This window comes from Dactylosporangium sp. NBC_01737 (assembly GCF_035963215.1).
In the GTDB taxonomy this organism is placed as follows: Bacteria; Actinomycetota; Actinomycetes; order Mycobacteriales; family Micromonosporaceae; genus Dactylosporangium.
Window position 1 is genome coordinate 5,131,378 of sequence record NZ_CP109153.1, and the last position, 16,118, is coordinate 5,147,495.

Consider the following 16,118-nt stretch of genomic DNA (forward strand, 5'->3'; position numbering starts at 1 on the left):
CGGGTCCTCACGATCGGGGGGACGGCGTGGTCACGCACGCGGGTGGGGGTGGCGTGGCGGACGTCGGGTCGCTGACCCCGACCGCCAGCACGAGGAAGCAGGCACGCCGGCCGGCACCGGGCAGCGGCGCCGTGTAGGAGGTCACGGTCGGCGGCAGCGTCTCCGAGACGGGCCGGAACCGCTCGTCCAGCACGACGTAGCCGCTCAGTCCCGGCAGGGCGGTGCCGTCGGGCCAGGTCAGGTGGGCGGTCGGGCCGGTGAGCCGGACCGTGGCCGGCATCAGGTGGTAGGACTGCACGGCGCTGCTCTGCCCGGCCCGCGGTCCGGGTCCGGGGGTCGGGTCGTCGCGACTGTAGGCGATCGCGACGCCGCCGGCGACGCCGAGGACGGCGACCGCCGCGGCGGCAACGAGTCCGCGCCGCCGCTTCGGCGGTTCGGGCGCCGGCGGTTCGGGCACCCGCCGCGCGGACAGCGCGGTGTCCGTGCTCGCCGGCGCGAGCTCGGGCAGCGGCCGGCTGCCGGCGGTGCCGGCCAGCCGTGACCAGCGGAACGCGACGTCGGCGATCTTCGGCCGGGCGGCGGGTTCCTTGCGCAGGCACGCCTCGACCAGGTCCCACACGTCGTCGGCGAGGCCCGGCGGGCGGGTGGGTGGCGTGTGCACGTGCGCCTGCAGCAGGGCGTCGAGGCCCGGCCCGCTGAACGGTGGGCGGCCGGCGAGGAGCTCGTAGGCGGTGACGCCGAGCGCGTACACGTCGACGGGCGGTCCGGGTGGGTCGCCGGTGATGAGTTCCGGTGCCACATACGTGGGGGTGGCGATGAGGTCGGTGTGGGCGGCGCCGTCGACGGCGCGGGCGATGCCGAAGTCGGACAGCAGCGCCACGATCCCGCCGTCGCGTTCGGTGACGAGCACGTTCTCCGGCTTCACGTCCCGGTGGACCAGCCCCGCCGCGTGGACCTCCGCCAGCGCGTCGGCGACCTGCGCGATGACGGTCGCCGCGTCGGCGAGGTCGAGGCGGACGCGGCCGGCCCTGGCCCGCAGGTTCTCGCCGTCGACCAGCTCCATCACGATGCCGAGGTCGTCGCCCTCGGCGACCAGGTCGTAGACCCGGACGAGGTTCGGGTGCTGCAGCCGTACCAGCACCGTGCGCTCGCGCAGGAACCGGTTGACCGTGTCGGGGTCGGTGGCCAGGTCGCCGCGCAGGAGTTTGACCGCCACGGGTGCGTTGTCGCGGCGGCGGCGCCCGGCCCAGACGACGCCGGTGGCACCGCGCCCGATGGGGGTGTCGAGCAGGTAGCCGCTGCCCAGCGGGCGTTCGCCGGCCGGCGCGGCGGCCGGCACGAGCGGACCGGTGGTGGCGAGCAGGTGCACGGGCGTGGCGAGGACCGCGCCCAGCGTCGCGGCGAGGGCGTCCGGGTCGGCGGGCCGCTCGGCGGGTCGGCCGCCATCGCCCGGCGCAGCACGTCGCGCCCGGGGCTGTCGGGCGGCACCAGCGGCTGCAGGGCGGCGGCGCAGGCGTACACCTGGGCCGCGGGTGTCCAGGCGCCGCCGGCGAGCACCTCCGGCGGCTCGTGGCCGATGCGGGCGCCGAGCGAGGTCACGAGCGCGGACAGCACCGGCGGCAGCGGCGTGTCGAGGGTGTGGCGGCCGGGGCCGGTGCGGTGCAGCGCGGGCGGTGCGACCACCAGACCCTGGTCGGTGAGCAGCCGCAGGCCGTCGGCCCAGGCGCGGGCGGCGGCCAGCGGATCATCTGGATCGTCGGCGTGCCCGGCGGGGGGATCCGCGACCAGCAGGTACGGGCGGCCGGCGGGGTCCAGGCCGTGGTCGAGCAGCGGCAGCACCACGGCGGGGTCGATCCGGGTCAGCACCGCCTCCAGTTCGGCGCACTCGACGCGGATCTGCCGGCGCAGCGCCGGATCGAGCTCGGCGGTGACGAGCAGCATCCTGGCGGGAAACCCGCCGGGGTCGAGGTAGGCGGGCACGGCGACGAGCGGCCCTCCGGTTGGGACCGGGCCCCGGAACCGGATGCCGTCCGGTCGGGGTTCGGGTTCCGACAGCACCAGTGTGGTCACCTCATCGGCCGGGAGCGTTCCGCGCAGTACCGTACCGTCACTGACGGTGTCGCGCAGCTCCGGAATCGTCCTCATCGGCGGCGGCTCCCGGCGGCCGGCGTGCGCTCGGGCAGCACCACCTGGACGGGTTCGGCGGTCCCGCGGCGGACGAGCAGGCCGCGGCCGGGCGGCCATCCGCCGTTGACCGAGCGGGGCAGCCGCAACCCGAAGACCTCGCCGTCGACGTGGCTGGCCGGGTCGAGCAGCAGCCCGCAGCGGCCCCGGCGGGCGGTGGCGAGCCAGCCGCGGTACGGGCTTGCCTGCAGGTCCTCGGTCGTGGCGGCGGCGATCAGCAGCGAACCGGAGTCGCGGGCGCCGCGGGCGAAGACCTCCAGCAGTTCGGTCAGTTCGAAGTCGGTGAGCAGCTCACCGTCGTCGATGACGAGGGCGAACGGCCCGGACCCGGCGGCGTCGGCGATCTCGGCCGCGATCTCGGTGGCGTCGCCGGTCAGCACGCCGATGACGCCGGGCTCGCCGGCCAGGTCGCGCAGCGGGGACGGGCGGGTCGCGACGACGAGCACCGGCAGGCGGTCGTCGCGGTGCCCGGTCAGGCTCCGCACGACGGCGAGCAGCGCGGTGGACCGGCCCGATCGTTGCGGGCCGGCGACGACGAACGCGCCGCCGAGGTCGGCGAGGTCGACGTCGACGGGGCCGAGCTGGTCGCCGCCGACCGCGGGGGTGCAGACGGCGGCGCCGGCGGGACGGTCGCGCCGGCGCAGCGCCTCGGCGTCCGCCGCGGTCAGCTCGTCCGGCAGCGGGTCGAGGCGGCGCGGCAGCCGATCGGCGCCAGTGCCGTCCCAGCGGGTGGCGAGGGCCACGGCGAGCCGCTCGACGGCGGCGGTCTGGGCGGCGCCGGCCGGGTCGGGGTCCAGCAGTGCGATCTGCACCTGTTCGCCGGTGTCGGCCCAGACGGCGCGGCCGGCCGGCAGGTGCCGGGGCAGCCCGCGCGGGTCGACGCCGAACGCGGCCGCGTCGTCGGTGGTGGCCTGGCGCAGCACCAGCCGGGCCGATATCGCCGAGGAGATCCGGTGCGGAAAGCCGGTGCGGTCGGTGCTGAGCACGGTGGTCACGCCGACCGCCGGCCCGGTGCGCAGCAGCGACTCGAGCCGGTCGACGGCCCGGCCGCCGTCCAGCTCGGCGTACCGGGCGAGGAAGCCTTCCAGCCGGTCGATGAGCAGGACCAGGTACGGCAGCGGCTCACCGGCCTCGCTGCGGAGCGCGGCCCGGTGCTCGGCGAGGGAGGCGTGCCCGGCCACGGACAGCCGCCGCTGCCGGCGGCCGACCTCGTCGTGCAGGAGCGTGAGCAGGCGCTCAGTGCGGGCGGTGTCGTCGCCGGGCACGACCGCGCCGCAGTGCGGCAGTGCCGACAGCGGGGCGAGCGCCTGGTTGCCGCAGTCCAGCGCGTACAGGTGCAGGTCGGCTGGGGAGGTGCCGGCGGCCAGCGCGGCGGCCAAAGTCCGCAGCACGGTCGAACGGCCGGCCCGCACGGTGCCGGCGACGGCGACGCAGCCGGTGCGTTCCAGGTCGAGCACGAAAGGGTCCTGCGCCTGTTCCCCGGGGCGGTCGGCGAGGCCCAGCACCGCGGCGGCCGGTCCGGCCCCGTGCGGCGGGACCGGCAGTGCGGCCAGCGCGACCGCCTCCGGCAGCGGCTCCTGCCAGGGCGGCTCGCCGCCGGCAAGCCGGCCGCGGCGGCCCGGATCGCCGCGACGAGGTCGGTGAGGTCGGTCGGGCCCGACGGGTCCGCCGCGGCGGGCACCGGGCGGGGGCGGCCCAGGTCGTCGACCCGGCGCAACGCGACGCGGACCGGCGGGCCCGCCTCGGCCGTGCCCGGCCGGGGCCCGCCGACGCGGGCGGCCTGGAACTCGGTGAGCTCGCCGTGGCCGGTCCGCAGGAACGCGCGGCCGGGCCGGCGGTGCGGGATGCGGGCGGCGTCGGGTGCGTCGATGACGTCCTGCGAGTCGGCGACGGACGTGACCCGCAGGCTGATGCGCAGGTTGACGTTGGCGCGCAGGTCGGCGGTGACCACGCCGCCGGGCCGCTGGGTTGCGAGGACCACGTGGACGCCGAGGCTGCGGCCGCGCATGCCGATGCCGACCACCCCCGGGACGAACTCCGGCAGCTCCTCCACCAGCGACGCGAACTCGTCGATGATGATCACCAGCCGGGGGAGCCGGGCCGGGGTGCGCGCCCAGTAGTCCTCGATGTCGGTGGCGCCCGCCTCGGCGAAGAGCGTCTCCCGGCGGCGCAGTTCGGCGGCGAGGGAGTCCAGAGCACGCTTGGCGAGGTGCCCGTCGAGGTCGGTGACGAGCCCGACGCAGTGCGGCAGCTCGGCGCAGGCGGCGAAGGCGCTGCCGCCCTTGTAGTCGACCAGCACGAACGTGAGCGCGTCCGGGGTGTTGGCCAGCGCGAGCGACGCGACGAGGGTCTGCAGCAGCTCGGACTTGCCGGCGCCGGAGGTCCCGGCGATCAGGGCGTGCGGGCCGTCCCGGCGCAGGTCGACGGTCACCGGTCCGGCGGTGCCGACGCCGAGCACGGCCGTGGTCGACCGGCCGTCCCGGGAACGGCCCCAACCGGCCTTGACGGCGTCCGCGTCGATCTCGCCGACCATGTCCAGCAACCGCACGCGCTCGGGCAGTGCGGTGTCCGCGCTGTGCTCGCCGAGGGGGCGCAGCGGGGCGAGCGCGCCGCCGAGGCCGCGGCCGGCAGGGTCGCGCAGGCGCCGCCGTCGAGCACGACCAGCATCGCGCGGCCCGGCGGCGGGCCCTGCCGCAGCGCCAGCCGGCGCAGCTCGGCGAGCCGCGCGTCGGCTGTCCAGTGTCGAGGGCGCGCCGCTGGTCGGCCGGTATCGGCGTCGAACCAGCGGCGGCTCCGGCAACGGTTCGTCGGCCGTCGGCTTGTCGGCCCGCAGCAGCAGGCGGGCCGGCCGGTCCTGCAGGCCGAGCCGCAGGTGCAGGGCGTCGGCGTCGGTGCGGCGTCGCTGCCACAGCGTGGCGGCCGGCACCAGCGTCCGGGCCACCACCTCGGTCGGGTCTGGATGGGCGAGGCGGGCCGCGGCCTCCTCCGCCGTGGCGGCCGCCGCCAGCGCCGCCTCGAAGCCGGCCGCCGCGGTCGCGTGGGCGGCCATCGCCCGGCGGTGGTCGCGCCGCCCGTGCCGCCGGTCCTGGACCAGGTTCGCCAGCGCCAGGACCGGCGACATGGCCATCATGAGCAGTAGGTAGACGGCGTACCCGCCGGCCGGTAGCACCAGGTACAGGGCGCCGCAGACGACGGCCGGGGCGAGTGTTGCCAGCCATGGAAACCGGAACCCGGTCGGTGGTTTCGGCGGCGTCGGCACCACCAGTTCCGGCAACGCGTCCGGCGGTGCGATCCGCGGCGGCCGGTTGATCAGGCGCAGACCGCCGGGGCCGGCGGCGGACTCGGCCGGCCCGCGGTCCGGGCGCCGCACGGCGAGGACCGAACCGCCGATGCCGAGCACCGGCCCGGCCTCGCCGACCTCGAGGCAGGCCGGCCCGGTCAGGCGCCACCGGCCGAGCCGGATGCCGTTCGTCGAGCCGGGGTCGGTGACGGTGGCGGCCGCCGCGCTGGGCGTGGACCGCGACGTGCGTGCGGCTCACCTCCGGGTCGGGCAGGCGCAGGACGTTGCCGTCGCCGCGGCCGACCGTCACCGTGCCCGCCGGGTGCAGCACCGCCGACAGGCCGCAGTGCAGGCCGCCGACGACGGCCACCTCCGCGGTGCCGGCCGACGGTGTCCGGGCGGGTCGGACCCGCCGCCGGACACGGTGAGCACCGCGCCCGGTCGCAGGCCGCACGCCGACAGCGGGGCGTCGTCGCTCAGCCGCGCCCGCCCGTCGAGCAGGACAGGCCCGGCGGCCGGTGCGGCGGTGGTGAGGGCGAGGTCGGTCAGGGCGCGGCGGAGGTCGGCGATCGTCGCCGAGGGCTGCGCGGCGACGACGACCGGCACCTGTTCCGCGCCGGTGTCGAGCACCAGGTCGAGGTCCACTGCGGGCTGCGGTCAGTTCGCGGCGTGGTCGATGGCGACCTTGCGGCGGTCGACCTCGTGCGAGGCGTTCGTCAGCTCCCGGGCCAGCGCGTCGAGCGCCGGGCGGAACTGCGACTCCCACGCGTGCCGGAACCGGTCGGAGGCGCCGCCGGTCCACGTCGTGGTGCCGATCAGTGTGGTCAGGGCCCGCTTGAGGTCGTCGACCTCGCCGCTGCAGGTGTGCAGCCGCCGGGACAGGGTTTCCAGCTGGGAGAGCTCGGCCTTGATCATCGGGCGTCCTCCTGGGATCGGTTGCGAACGACCCGAACCTAGGCGCCGCGGCACCGGTCCCGATATCGGAAGCACTCCCCAATCCGGCAGCTACAGGCCGATTACAGACCGATCCGCACGAGGTCCGCCGGGGTGATGATGCGGTTGGTGAGCACGTACTCGGCGAGGCCCTGCAACGCGGTGAAGCCCTGCAGGTTGGGCACGCCGGCCTTGGTGAGCCGGGCCCGTAGGTACTCGATCCGCTTGATCAGCGTCGTGCGCTCCCAGCCCAGTCGCTTGGCGGCGGCGCCGTACGGGCGGGGTACCGGGTCGTAGCGGTCGCCCTCCAGCAGGTAGCCGGCGAACATCGCGACGAGGGCGAGACGGTCCGCGTCGTTGACGATCACACCCGCCCCGGCAACGGTCGGCAGGCCCGTGACCATGCCGTCCTCGCCGGCATCGGCGCCGTCCGGCTCCGGCCCCGCCAGGACCAGCTCGTGGCTGCCGAGGGAACCGTCGACGAGCACCCGGATGCGTCCCTCGACGGGGTTGCGTTCCCCGGGGCCGAGCACGCGGCGCAGCCCGAACCGGTCCACGAGCGCCAGCGGCCGGCTCCCGCTGCGGTTCGTGACGAACCAGACGTCGCCGACCTGCGTGACCTGCCCGGCGATGCGGGAGATCCCGCCGTCCTCGGGGTGCAGGCAGACCGTGCAGCTGGTCGCGCGACCGAACGTCAGCGTGCCCCCCGCGGGCACGCTGTGCGTCACTCCGGCTTTGCTCGTGACCACAAGATCCGCCACGGCGCTCCCTCCGCATTGGGGACGAGTTGCCAATGCACCCGCCTGACGCACTTTGTAACCTGTCGGGGCACGCGGCACCAAGCGGCGAAGGGTTTTCCATGCCTCAATGGCTCCGCATCATCCTCCTGCGCATGCCCCGGCGCATGCCCCGACGCCCGGTGACCCGGGTCGGCAGCGCGCTGCTGACCGTCGCGGTCGGCGCGGGTACGCTCGCCGCCGGGCTCGGCGTCGGGTACACGGTCACGCGGCCCGCGCTCGGCGACGGCTCCGCCTTCCTGGCCCGCGGCCACACCGTGGTCCACGTCAACGGCGAGTCCGGCCGGTCGGACGCGGAGGTCGCCATGCAGCTGGCCACCGGATCGGAGGAACTGCAGACGGTGCGGCTGCCCGACGGCCGGCTCGCCGTGGTGAACAAGAAGACGGGCACGGTGACGTACCTCGACGCGGCCACCCTGACGCCCGGTGGCGCGCCGGTCCCGGTCACGCCGTCCGCTGTCACCACCCCCACCGCCGCTGCCCCCACCGCTACCGCGCCTTCGAAGCCGACCGGCAGTGCGTCCGCCGCGCCGGCCGCGACGAGCCTGCCGCCCGCCGCTGGGCAGGTCGAGCCGATCGCCACCAGCCGCGACGGGTACCTGGTGAACACCGCCGACGGCACCGTCACCGTGATCCCCGGGCCCGGTCAGCCCGCCACGGCGCCCGTCCGCGTCGCCGACGGCATCCTCGCCGTGGTGCCCGCCGGCGAGTCCGCCTGGGTCCTGACCGGCAAGGGCGACGTCATCGAGGTGCTGGCCGGGCAGGCGAAACGGACCGTCCACCTGGGCGAGGCACCGGCCGGGATCACCGTCGCCGACGGCCACCCCGTCGTCGTGACGCAGCCGGGCAGCGCCTACGCCGTCGACGGTGACGCGCCCCGGCTGCTCGGCCCGATCGGCGTCACCGGCAACAATCTGCTCACCGGGTCGTGGCGCGGCGCCGGGCGGTACGCCATCGCCGTCGATCCGCGTTCGGGCAGGCTCGGCGCGCTGGACCCGCGCACCAGACACCTGAGCACCGTGGACCTGCCGCTCACGGCGGGTGCCCAGCTCGGCGCACCCGTCGTCCTCGACACGTGGGCGTACGTCCCCGAGTACACCAGATCGGTCCTGCTGCGGGTCAACCTGAAGACCGGCCGCGCCGACGCCAAGCCGCTGGAGGTGCCGGGCCGCAAGGGCCGCTTCACGCTGGAGGTCACCGGCGGGCGGGTGTGGGCCAACAACCAGTACGACCAGCGTGCGCTGCTCATCGACGCCGACGGCCACGAACACTACGTCGACAAGGGCGCCAGCCCGGACGTGACCGACTCCCAGTCGCAGAACACCGGCGACACCACGACCGGTCAGGGCGCGAACCCGGGCGACACCGGCTCGCAGCCCGCCCCTGGCGGGACGCCGTCCGCGGAGAAGGTCGCCGTGCCGAGCTTCGCCGCGGGCACCAACTACAAGGATGCCTGCGCGCGGCTGGTCGAGCTGAAGCTGCGCTGCGGGCCGGTCGCGGACGGCACCACCGGGGGCGCCACCGGCAGCGTGAAGGGCACGGACCCGCCGGCCGGCACCCAGGTCCCGGTCAATTCCCGGGTCGTCGTGCGATACGTGTCGCCGGTGCGGACACCCACCCTGGCCGGCCTGTCGCGGTCCGACGCCTGCCGTGCCGTGCGGGCGGCCAAGCTGACCTGCGCCGAGCGGCCGGACCGGACCGCGCCGGTCGCCTCGCCCGACCTGCTGGAGCGCGTCACCGCCCAGAACCCGGCGGCGGACCGGCCCGCCGATCGCAACGCCACTGTGACGATCACGTTCCCGGTGACGATCGCCCTGCCGGACCTGACCGGTCAGACGCAGGGCGAGGCATGCCAGCGGGTGCAGCAGTACAAGATGCGATGCGTGGTCGTCGTGGGTGTGCCCGCCACGCGCGCGGGCCAGGTCCCCGGCGCCGTCTACGGGCAGAACCCGCCGGTCGGCACGGTCGCGGCCACCGGCGACACGGTCACCGTCACGGTCTTCGCCGGCGACGCCGCCGTCGGCACGTACACCGGCCTGCCGATCGACGCGGCGTGCGCGGCGGTCGAGGCGGACGGGTTCGCCTGCGTGCGGGCCGTCGGTCGCAGCGCCGCGGGCACCGGCCAGCAGCCCGGCATCGTCTACGCCCAGAGCCCGGCACCGGGCACGGTGCAGGCGGTCCGGCGGCCGGTCACCCTGACCTATTACAGCTCGGACACGACCCTGCCCGACGTGACGAAGATGGCCCCGGACGCGGCCTGCGCCGCCCTGGCCGCGCAGGCGCTGGAATGCGCGCGGGCCGAGGAGCCGAACCCCTCCACGAACGTCGTCTTCGGCCAGGACCCGCAGCCCGGCACCGTGCCGATCGGCACGCGGGTGACCATCCACTACTCACCCTGGGGCCTGGTCAACTACTGGATCTACCAGCACAACTCGTTGAACGTCTGGGTCCTGCGCGCCGAGGGCAACATCCCGGCCGGCTACGGCCGGCAGCAGTTCCAGGTCGGTCTGGCGTACGCGCCGGGCACGGCGCTGCCGGGCGGGTTGGCGATCCACGGCTTCAGCTGCACCACGGGCGGCACGAGCTGCAACGGCATCTCCACGAACCACTTCTACTCCCGGGTCGAGTCATACCCCGGATTCGACCGCTCCGAAGCCGCCGTCTTCTTCGACTGCGCCCGCGGCGGCAGGGCGATCTACCGGACCTGGAACGCCGGTGTGCCACGGTTCTACGGCATCACGAGCCAGGCACCGGCGGACCCGTCACTCGGGGAGCTGCTCGGCTGCGTGTGGTGAACGGGCTCAAGCCCCGCCTCCGGCGACGCCGCAGGCGGGGCTCGTCGTTCACCGCACCACCCGGCGAGTACCCGGCAGTGACCTGCGGTCCAGTACCGGCTGCGGTCCCTGTCATACGGTGCGTTGATCGCCGTGCGCTGCCGTCGGGGGGCTGCGCCGGCGCGTTCAGCTGGCCAGGGCGGCCAGGAGGGCGAAGACCTCGGCCGGGGTGATCGCCACGATGCCGACGCAGCCGCCGGTCGGGTCCGCTTCCGCGGCGTCGGCGGCCAACGGACCGGGCAGCTCGTCCAGGACGCGGAGCAACGGGTACGCGGGCCCGCGGTCGACGACCTCCAAGGTCCCGGCGGCCGAGACGTGCGCCGCCGACCAGTCGCCGTCGGCGGGTTGCGTCGTGTCGCTGCGGCCCACGAGCCAGTCCAGCCGCCAGCGGGCGAAGCCGTCAAGGTCGTCCCGCGAGCCGAGCGCCAGCTCCACCCGCTCCGGAGCCGGGCGGGGCGACAGGCCCACCGCCTCGGCGAGCAGCGCGGGCAACGTCGACGCCGGCAGCGTCGTACCGCATGCTGCGAGGGGGCCGCATCGGCGGGCGGCGAGCACCGCGCCGTCGAGCTCCAGCCAAGCCTCGGCGAGCGGTACGCCGTCCCGGTCCGCAGGCTCGGCGCCCGCACGTGCCCGGCGACCCGCCATCGCCCGCCGGGCGGCCGCGCGGTCGGCGAGGTAACGGTGCATGGGCGAGACCCAGCTGAACACCGCCCCCTCGCGGTCCAGCCGGGTCTCGACCACGATGCCCTCGCCGTCAGGGGCCGTCGCGGCATGTACCAGATGCACAATGCGACCCGAGGTCTCGGCGTGGATCGCTCGCACGGCGGCGAAGCGCGCGGCCAGCCCGGCCGTCGCGTCGGCGACGATGTCTGCCAGCGGCGCGGTGCGTGCCACGCCGGCGGGCAGCGCGACGCGGACGACCGCGGCAGGACCCGGCACGCGCTCCCAGTCCGTCACAGGCCCAGGAGGTCGCCGGCGCCCTCGATCGCGCCCTTGGCCTTCGCGCCGGCGCCCTTGACGACCGACCCGGCCGCATCGCCCACGGCGTCGACCGCGTCGGCTGCCGCGTCGCCGACCTTGTCGGAGATGTGCAGCTTGCTGTCGGCGAAGTCCCACGCCATCACGGCCCCGAAGGCGATGACCGCGCCGGCGGGACCACCGGCGGCGGTGCCGAACATCGCCGCCGCGGCCGCCGAGCCCATCGCGCCCGCCCCACCGGCGACGGCCGCGTCCGCCGCCACCGAAGCCGCGGTCCGGGTGACTTTCTGAGTGCCGGTGAGGTACGGGTTGCGAAGGTTCGAATAGCCCGTCACCGCCGCGTCGACGCCGACGAGGGCCCGTCCCGCGCCCCGGCTGAGCGCGCCGAGTTTCCCCGCCGCGCCGGCGCCCTTGGTCGCCGCCCCGAGCCGCGCGTACTCGGCCCGGAACGCGTCCCAGGTCAGCGGTCCGCCGCCGGCACGCATCTGCCGGAACAGGCCACCGAACGCGGTGCCGGCCGCACCCGCACCCGTGAGCTCCGGGATCGAGAACGACTTGGCGTAGAACGTCAGCAGCGGCAGGCTGAAACCGGCCGCCTGCAGGGCCGGCGACTCGGCGAACTGCGCGGCGGAGACGCGGCGCAGCAGCTCGTCGGGGATGCCGTCGAGGCGCCGCGCGGCGGCGCGCAACTCCCGCTCCGCGGCGGCCACGGTGTGCCGCACCCGCGCACCGATCGCCGGTGGCACGCCGGCGGGCACGTCGATGCCGCCGAGGCCGGCGATCGCGCTGTCGAGGGTGTTGAGCAGCGCCGTGACGGCAGGGATGGCGACCCGCATCGCGGCGGCGTCGACGGTCATGGTTGCGCTCATTGCTCGGCCAGCTCCATTCGCCACTTCGCCAGACGCCACTGCCGTTGATCGGCTTCGAGGGTGTCAGCGGCCCGCTCCAGCGCGTCGGCGCTGCCACGCACCTCACCGGCATGCCGGTGGGCGGCGGCAGCGGCGCCGGTGAGCTGGGCGCGGATACGCGAGGCGGCCGGCGACTGCCACCCGCCGACGCTCGGCTGGGGCACCACCCCGAGCGTTCCCGCCACCCGCCGGAGCGCGGCCGCGGTGGCCCGGATCGCTTCGGCGTCACCGGCCGGATAGGCGCCCAGACCAGGCACGGAGCCGCTGGTCGACACATCGGAGAAGCTCATCTGCCGCACAGTTCGACGCTAGGCGCGCACCGGTGCCGGGGAAATGGGAAGCCCTCGCCATGGTCGCGCTCCAAGAGCCACGTAGTCGGCAATCGCGGTGCCCGGCACGAGCCGCGTGCGTCCCTGGGTGACGGTGCGGAGCCGTCCGGCGCGGATCTGCTCGTAGATGACGCTGCGGCTCATGCTGAGCTGTTCCATCGCTTCGGGAAGCTTCGGCGAGTACATCGCGGAGACGGCCGTGCGGGAGACCGAGGAAGAGTTGGGCGTTGACATCGAGGTTGCCGGCTCGAACGCGGCGCAGGAGTGGCAGCGGCGGCGAACCCCGGAAGCGAGGTCAGCCGGTGACAGTCCATCCGAGGCTGTTGCACCCTGGACGGGCACAGCCGCTGCGCCAGTCAGGCGCTTGTGCCGCCTCCTCGATCAGCCGGTCGATCAGTTCAGGATTCGTCATGTGGACCTCCTAGGACGCAGCATATGAAGCGGCCGCCGAGTTCACCCTCCACCGCCAGTGCCCGGGCCTGGCTGTCGCCTTCGGCGAGCGCTACCTCCTCGACCGCCGTCGGTCGTCGGTCGACGCTCAATGTCACCTCGTGCTCGGGCTCCCCGGCGGTGGCGGAATGCCGTCCGGAGCAGTTCGTAGTGCTTGGCGTATATGCCATCTCAGTGGTCGCACCGGAAACGTGGTGAGGCCGCGTGCCAGGTCGGTCCGCTCCGCCGGGGAGCCGGTTCGAGGGAGGGCTCACCATCTGAGCACTCCCTCATCCAACTAACGTTCGAGGCGGGCGTAGACGTCGCCGGAGCGGCCGAGCGGGCGGAACCGGTGCAGCAGGCGCATCAGGTCGGCGGCGTCCAGCCAGCGGTCGCTGGCGAAGCGCATCGTCTCGATCGGCGAGTAGTTGTAGCGGTACGGGCCGAGCCGCTGCACCAGATCCAGCACGGCGACCGTCGCGTCGTGCGCGAACGGCAGGTATTCGAACGACAGCGCGCGCAACGGCGTGCTCAGGCCGGACAGCACGTCGAGCTCGAAGCCCTCGACGTCGATCTTGCAGAACGCCGGCTCGCCGTGCTTCGCGATCAGGTCGTCGAGCGTCACCACCTCGACCTCGATCGAGCGGTCCCAGCGTACGCGGGCGAAGCTGCGGTCCTCGCCGACCGTTTCCCTCCACGAGGAGGACATCGAGGAGACGGTCGGGGTGGCGCTGGACAGGGCCAGGTGGGCCGTCCCGGGCCGGGCGCCGACCGCGCTCGGCACGATCGTGACGTCATCGGCCCGGCCGAAGAACAGGCGTAATACCTTCAGGCAGTCCGGCTGCGGCTCGATCGCGATCACGTTCGCGCCGAGCTTGCGCCACGCGCGCACCCGGCTGCCCACGTGGGCGCCGATGTCGAAGCCGATGTCGCCCGGCCCGAGGAACTCGCTGTAGAAGCGGACCATCTTCCGGTGCCGGCCCGGTATGCCGTGGTACATGGCCAGGGACCGCCCGATCCCCCAAGCCCGGCTGAACATCACAGACCTCCTCGAGCACCGTAGCGGTCGCTCAGCGCGTACCGCAGCAACACCACTTCCTCGATCTGCTGGACGTCCACGAGCGTGGCGCGGCGCCCGGCGTTCCACGGGAAGTCGCCGTCGCCGACGAAGCGCGGCGCCTTGGAGTTGCCGACAAAGAACGGTGCGACGACCAGCTGCGCCTCGTCGGCCAGCCCGGCGGTGAGGAACTGCGTGTGCATGCTGCTGCCGCCCTCGACCATCAGCCGCCGGATGCCCCGCTCGGCGAGGTCGGTGAGCAGGTCGTACAGGTCGATCAGGTTACCGGCGTCGACGACCGTCGCGACCCGGCCGAGCCGGGCACACACCTGTTCCACGACCGGCGAGGCGCAGTAGACGATCTTGTCGGCGTCTCCGGCGGTGAAGAACGCCGCGACCGGGTCGAGGTCGCCGTGCGCGGTGAGCGTGACCTTCGCCGGTGACGGTGGCAGGCCCCGGGCGGTGCGCGCGGCGCGCCGGTCCGGGGAGCGTACGAGCAACCGCGGGTTGTCCTGGCGGATCGTGTGCGCGCCGACGAGGATCGCGTCGCAGCCGGCCCGTTCGGCGTCGACCCGGTCGAGGTCGGCGTCGTTGGACAGCAGCAGCCGCGTCTCGGTGGCGTCGTGGATGTAGCCGTCGATCGACATCGCGCAGCTCAGCAGCACGTACGGTCGTTCTCTCGCAGATGCCACGCCGGGGAGCATGGCAGGCCCGGTGCTCATCGGCTCAGAGGCCCGAAGGCGGTCAGGAACCGGTCGCGGAACGCGTCCATCTTCCAGACCGGAGCCTGCGGGTCGGGTCTGAGGCCGTCCTGCCAGCCCCAGCCGGAGATCCGCTCCAGCACGGCCGGGTCGCGGGCGACGATCGTGATCGGTACGTCGCGGCTGGCGTTCTCGCCGGTGATGACGGGCGCCGGCTGGTGGTCGCCGAGGAAGACCATCACGAGACCGTCGTCGCCGTACGTCTGCACGTAGGAGATGAGCACGCCGAGCGAGTATTCGATGGTCTGCCGGTAGTCGGCCCGGACCTGGGCGCCGGTGCGGTCCAGGACGCCGTTCTGGCCACCGCCACCGAACGTGGAGCCGTCACCGATGCCACTGTAGTCGACGAGCCGGGGGACGGGCGTCCACGGCGCGTGGCTGGACAGCAGGTCGATCTCGGCGAAGAGCGGCGGGCGGTTCGGCGCGGTCCGTTCGAGGCGCTGGAAGGCCGAGACCGTGTACTGGTCGGGGATCGAGGACATGGCGTACGTCGGGCCGCGGTACCCCATGTCCCGGGAGTCGTAGATCCTGTCGTAGCCGTAGATCCGGCCCTCCGGCCAGGCGCGGGTGTTGGCCGGCGCGAAGCAGACCGTGCGCCAGCCCGCGCGCTTGAACGCGGTGCTCAGCGTGAAACGGGTGCTCGACGTGAGCTGCAGGTAGCGCTGCTGGTTGTCGATCCACAGCCCGGACTGCAGCGTCGAGTGCGCCAGATGGCTGCCGCCACCGGTGGCCGCCGACGTGAGGAACGCGCTGCGCGAGCCGAACCCGGCCGCGTCGAGCTGCCGCGTCCCCGCGTCGAGCACGGCGTTGACCTGCGGCGCGTACTCCGGGTTCTCCACCGCGTCGCGCCCGTAGCTCTCGACGAACGTGAAGACGACGTCCTTGCCCCGCAACGCGGTGAGCAGCTGCGGGCCGAGCGAGTCGCGGAACGCGTCGACCGACGCCTCGGCCGCGAACGCCCTGCGGTCCCCGAAATCCTCCTGTACCAGGCGCAGATGGTCATACGCCGGACCGGCGGCGTTGGTGACGGCCACCGGCAGGCCGGCGACGACCTGCGCACCGAACACCGCGCAGCCGAGCCACGCCACGGTGCGGATGCTCACGGCGCGGTGCCGCACCAGGATGCCGGTGAGGCGGAGGACGGCCAGCGGCACGAGGACGAGCAGTCCGAGGATGAGCACGACGACACCGATGACCGCGCCGATCGCTCCCGGCCGGCCGATCGAGTCGGAGAGCACCTCGACCGCGGGCCCGAACAGCCGCCAGTCGAGCATCGGGTCGAACGGCCGCGCGAACGTCGCGAAGAAGCCCATGTCGAGCAGCTTCAGGATGCTCAGCAGCGCCAGGGCCACGCCGGCGACGACGGCGCCGATCCGCCGCGCGCGTCCGGGCAGCAGGAGTACGACGGCGACGCCGGGCAGCGCCTCCACCGGAATGCGGACGAACGGCCGGCCCAGCTGGTTCGGCGCCGCGAGCGCGACGAGCACCAGCAGCGCGGCGAGCGCCGTCGCCGTCCACGCGAGCACCGCCCTGGCCCGGCCGGTCCCGCGAGGCCGCACCGGGCCTGCCTCGGCGTCGCGGCGCCACGGGATCCGCTGCAGCGTCTTCATCGGTATCTTCATTGCCGT

At 74.6% G+C, this 16,118-nt stretch carries 13 protein-coding genes and 1 pseudogene; 1 reads left to right on the forward strand and 13 read right to left on the reverse strand.

Features of this window, described 5'->3' with window-relative positions:
* Window positions 1-7: 7 nt before the first annotated feature.
* From OHA72_RS23190 to OHA72_RS23215, 6 genes and pseudogenes are all read right to left on the reverse strand, one after another.
* Window positions 8-1,369, reverse strand: a complete 1,362-nt coding sequence (locus OHA72_RS23190) for a serine/threonine-protein kinase (RefSeq protein ID WP_327009875.1) — start codon at window positions 1,367-1,369, stop codon at window positions 8-10.
* 772 nt (window positions 1,370-2,141) lie between these two features.
* On the reverse strand, window positions 2,142-3,689 hold the full coding sequence (locus tag OHA72_RS23195; RefSeq protein ID WP_327009876.1) for an FtsK/SpoIIIE domain-containing protein: 1,548 nt from the start codon (window positions 3,687-3,689) through the stop codon (window positions 2,142-2,144).
* A 419-nt stretch (window positions 3,690-4,108) separates the two neighbouring features.
* Window positions 4,109-5,314 (reverse strand): annotated as a pseudogene (locus OHA72_RS23200) (FtsK/SpoIIIE domain-containing protein); the annotation flags it as partial.
* Window positions 5,315-5,770: 456 nt separating this feature from the next.
* A complete protein-coding gene (locus OHA72_RS23205; protein WP_327009877.1) occupies window positions 5,771-6,109 on the reverse strand; it encodes a hypothetical protein in 339 nt (112 codons plus the stop codon).
* 12 nt (window positions 6,110-6,121) lie between these two features.
* The gene (locus tag OHA72_RS23210; protein WP_327009878.1) at window positions 6,122-6,379 is read right to left on the reverse strand and encodes a WXG100 family type VII secretion target; all 258 of its coding nucleotides are present in this window, start codon (window positions 6,377-6,379) and stop codon (window positions 6,122-6,124) included.
* Between the two features lie 101 nt (window positions 6,380-6,480).
* Window positions 6,481-7,158, reverse strand: coding sequence for a hypothetical protein (locus OHA72_RS23215; RefSeq protein WP_327009879.1), 678 nt, complete (start codon window positions 7,156-7,158; stop codon window positions 6,481-6,483).
* Window positions 7,159-7,256: 98 nt separating this feature from the next.
* Here OHA72_RS23215 and OHA72_RS23220 point away from each other — a divergent pair, with 98 nt between their 5' ends.
* Complete coding sequence (locus OHA72_RS23220; protein WP_327009880.1) at window positions 7,257-9,989, forward strand: PASTA domain-containing protein; 2,733 nt, start codon at window positions 7,257-7,259, stop codon at window positions 9,987-9,989.
* 165 nt (window positions 9,990-10,154) lie between these two features.
* Here the strand turns inward: OHA72_RS23220 and OHA72_RS23225 are convergent, their stop codons facing one another.
* The 7 genes from OHA72_RS23225 to OHA72_RS23255 form a co-directional block, all read right to left on the reverse strand.
* A complete protein-coding gene (locus OHA72_RS23225) occupies window positions 10,155-10,985 on the reverse strand; it encodes a hypothetical protein (RefSeq protein WP_327009881.1) in 831 nt (276 codons plus the stop codon).
* Window positions 10,982-11,875 carry a hypothetical protein gene (locus OHA72_RS23230; protein ID WP_327009882.1) on the reverse strand — a complete coding sequence of 298 codons (894 nt, stop codon included), beginning with the start codon at window positions 11,873-11,875 and terminating at the stop codon, window positions 10,982-10,984. The genes OHA72_RS23225 and OHA72_RS23230 overlap by 4 nt, the downstream gene beginning before the upstream one ends.
* Window positions 11,872-12,213, reverse strand: a complete 342-nt coding sequence (locus OHA72_RS23235) for a hypothetical protein (RefSeq protein ID WP_327009883.1) — start codon at window positions 12,211-12,213, stop codon at window positions 11,872-11,874. Before OHA72_RS23235 ends, OHA72_RS23230 begins: the two co-directional genes overlap by 4 nt.
* Window positions 12,214-12,222: 9 nt before the next feature.
* Window positions 12,223-12,429, reverse strand: coding sequence for a helix-turn-helix domain-containing protein (locus OHA72_RS23240; protein WP_327009884.1), 207 nt, complete (start codon window positions 12,427-12,429; stop codon window positions 12,223-12,225).
* A gap of 541 nt (window positions 12,430-12,970) precedes the next feature.
* On the reverse strand, window positions 12,971-13,711 hold the full coding sequence (locus tag OHA72_RS23245; protein WP_327009885.1) for an FkbM family methyltransferase: 741 nt from the start codon (window positions 13,709-13,711) through the stop codon (window positions 12,971-12,973).
* A complete protein-coding gene (locus OHA72_RS23250; RefSeq protein ID WP_327011644.1) occupies window positions 13,711-14,433 on the reverse strand; it encodes a RibD family protein in 723 nt (240 codons plus the stop codon). Before OHA72_RS23250 ends, OHA72_RS23245 begins: the two co-directional genes overlap by 1 nt.
* Before the next feature lie 14 nt (window positions 14,434-14,447).
* Window positions 14,448-16,100 (reverse strand): sulfatase-like hydrolase/transferase, encoded by a 1,653-nt coding sequence (locus tag OHA72_RS23255; protein ID WP_327009886.1) that lies wholly within the window; start codon window positions 16,098-16,100, stop codon window positions 14,448-14,450.
* Window positions 16,101-16,118 lie beyond the last annotated feature (18 nt).